We start from the raw sequence: 2,324 nt of genomic DNA, 5'->3' as shown, positions 1-2,324 counted from the left end.
GACCGTGGCCGGGACCGGGGTATAAGGTGTTGGGGCCGCCGGCTCCGGTGCCGGCGGCTTGCGCCGCCGCCGCGGCCTGCAGAGCCGTTGCGCCTTCGGTGGTGGTCGGCATCGGAGGGACGAACGGCGTGAACGTGGACGCGAGCTGCGACGCACCGGCGTAGCCGTACATGGCCGCAGCATCCTGCGCCCACATCTCCATGTAGTGGGCCTCGGTGGCCATGATGGCCGGCGTGTTCTGACCGAAGAAGTTGGTCGCGATCAGCATCATCAGCAGCGCGCGGTTGGCCGCGATGACCGGCGGGGGCACGGTCATCGCGAACGCCGCCTCGTAGGCGGCCACCGCCGCTTTGGCCTGCATACCGGTGGCCTCGGCCTGTCCGGCGGTAGCACTTATCCAAGACACATAGGGTGCGGCCGCAGCCGCCATCGCTACCGATGACGGCCCCAGCCAGCCGCTTGCAAGTGTCGCGATCGCCGAACTGTACGACGATGCCGTCGAATACAGCTCCGAGGCCAGCGTGTCCCAGGCCGCCGCAGCGGCCACCATCGGCCCCGCTCCTGGACCGGCGTACATCCGCGCAGAGTTGATCTCCGGCGGCAACAGCCCGAAATCCAACATCGAGATAAGCCCCCGCCGAAATCGCTACTGAGCCGCAGCCGCGTTGGCGGCCTCTGTGACCGCGTAGGAACCAGCGCTGGTACCCAAGGTGTTGACGAACATTTCGTGGATCGCCGCGGCCTGCGCGCTGACCGCCTGGTACATCTGCGCGTGCGCGACGAACTGCGCGGCCGTCAGCGCCGAAACCTCATCGGCAGCCGCGGGAATCACGCCCGTTGTTGGGGCTGCGGCAGCCGCATTCTGGGCGCTCATCGCTGAGCCGATGCCCTGCAGGTTGGCAGCCGCCGCCGTCAACGCTTCCGGCTGTGTGGTCACGAACGACATGTGACTTTCCTTCCCCTCGATAGCTGGAGAGCAATCGCTCCGTGCAAGAGATTAGATGGCTGAGCGGCGCTATGTCGCCTTGGAAGGAAGGTGTTCGCAAGTGTTCACCGATCGGCAACAAGTGTTCATCTCCAGCAACAATGCGGTAACAACTTGACGCAGCACGGCGTTGCTGCAGGTCTCGCCAGCCGCGCGCCAGAACACCAATGCATCCTCCGATACCGGCGCCCCATCAACCGGCGAGCGGCTTGCCGAGCTTCGGACGGGCCGCGAATAAAAATCTCTTCGCGATAAACCGGGTTTCTCAGCCATGCGCCGACGACAGCACATCAGTGCATCGGCCTCAAATGGCAACTCAGACAACAGCGCGGTCCGCCGCGGAATGCCCAGCGTCGCGCACATTGCGGCCATTGACCCGCTGGTCGGTGGACACTCCACGGTTAAGGAGCGGCCATGCACGTCGTCATCGGTGAGCCGCCTGACAGGATAATTTTGTCCTGAAACCTGGGGATTTGGCATTGGGTCCTAGCCGGTTTGTGACTAACCGATTAATTAGTCCTGGCTCACTTCCAGCCGCCTTGATTGTTCTGGTACGGATGTTGGATGAAAAAGCGCATATCCTTCGCAGCAATGACAGTTATGGCGGCCGCTCTTGGACCGGCGGGTGTGGGCGCCGCCGTTAATGCCCAAGCCCCGCTGACGTTAGCTGTCGGTTACCCTTGCCCAGGTGAGCCCGATCAATCGGCCCCACCGCCCGGGTGCGATACCCCGAGCCCTGGCGCGTATGGATCCGGAGAACCCGAGCCCGTTAGCCCCCCCGCTGTCGGAACGTACAACGGAGGCTTCGTCGGCGTAGACGCTGGCGGGGGGGCCTAGCCCTGCTGTTGACTTGGCTGGTCAGCTTTCGTGACCTTTAGCGCCGCATAGACCTCGTTCCAGGACCCGAAACGGCTCGCAAGCGAGTGGCCGCCGAGGCCGCGAAACGGTGCGGATCCTCGAATCCCCTACGGCAACTTGGCCAACCGAACGACAGATGGCCCGTCGTTAACCAGCGAACGGTGGCCGAGCCATCACGGTGGGCTTGAAGCCGTATCGGGGACCGGTACCGCTTGCGCCCATCCCCGCACCGGCCAACGGCATGCCGCCCAACAGGTTGCCGGCACCGCCGGATTCCGGGGCGGCGGCGACACTGCTGATTGGCAGCGGAGCGTGAGGGGCGGTCAATGGCGCTGATCCGATCCAAGAAGGCGGTACGGCCATTCCCCCGATCGAGGCCGCGTTGCCCAACCCGGCGGAAACTCCGGACCCCGCGCCGCCGAGGCCTCCACCGGCGCCGCCCAGCAGGCCGCCCAACGCCCCTAAGCCGGGCGCAGCGGCT

2 protein-coding genes and 1 pseudogene (1 of these 3 running past the window's edge) are annotated in these 2,324 nt (G+C 65.4%); all 3 read right to left on the bottom strand.

Annotated features, from left to right (window positions below; genetic code table 11):
- Window positions 1-622, bottom strand: a pseudogene (locus ACFE99_RS24565) (PPE family protein) (it extends 509 nt beyond the left edge of the window).
- Between the two features lie 24 nt (window positions 623-646).
- Window positions 647-946: a PE family protein gene (locus ACFE99_RS24560; protein ID WP_375489416.1), complete on the bottom strand. Its 300-nt coding sequence runs from the start codon at window positions 944-946 to the stop codon at window positions 647-649.
- Window positions 947-1,990: 1,044 nt separating this feature from the next.
- Window positions 1,991-2,324, bottom strand: a 334-nt coding sequence (locus ACFE99_RS24555; RefSeq protein WP_375489414.1) for a PE/PPE C-terminal domain-containing protein, incomplete at its 5' end; no start/stop codon positions are given.

It is taken from the genome of uncultured Mycobacterium sp. (genome assembly GCF_964249325.1).
Lineage (GTDB): Bacteria > Actinomycetota > Actinomycetes > Mycobacteriales > Mycobacteriaceae > Mycobacterium.
The sequence above is the reverse complement of the archived record's forward strand: the minus strand, read 5'-3'. Positions and strand labels throughout refer to the sequence as shown.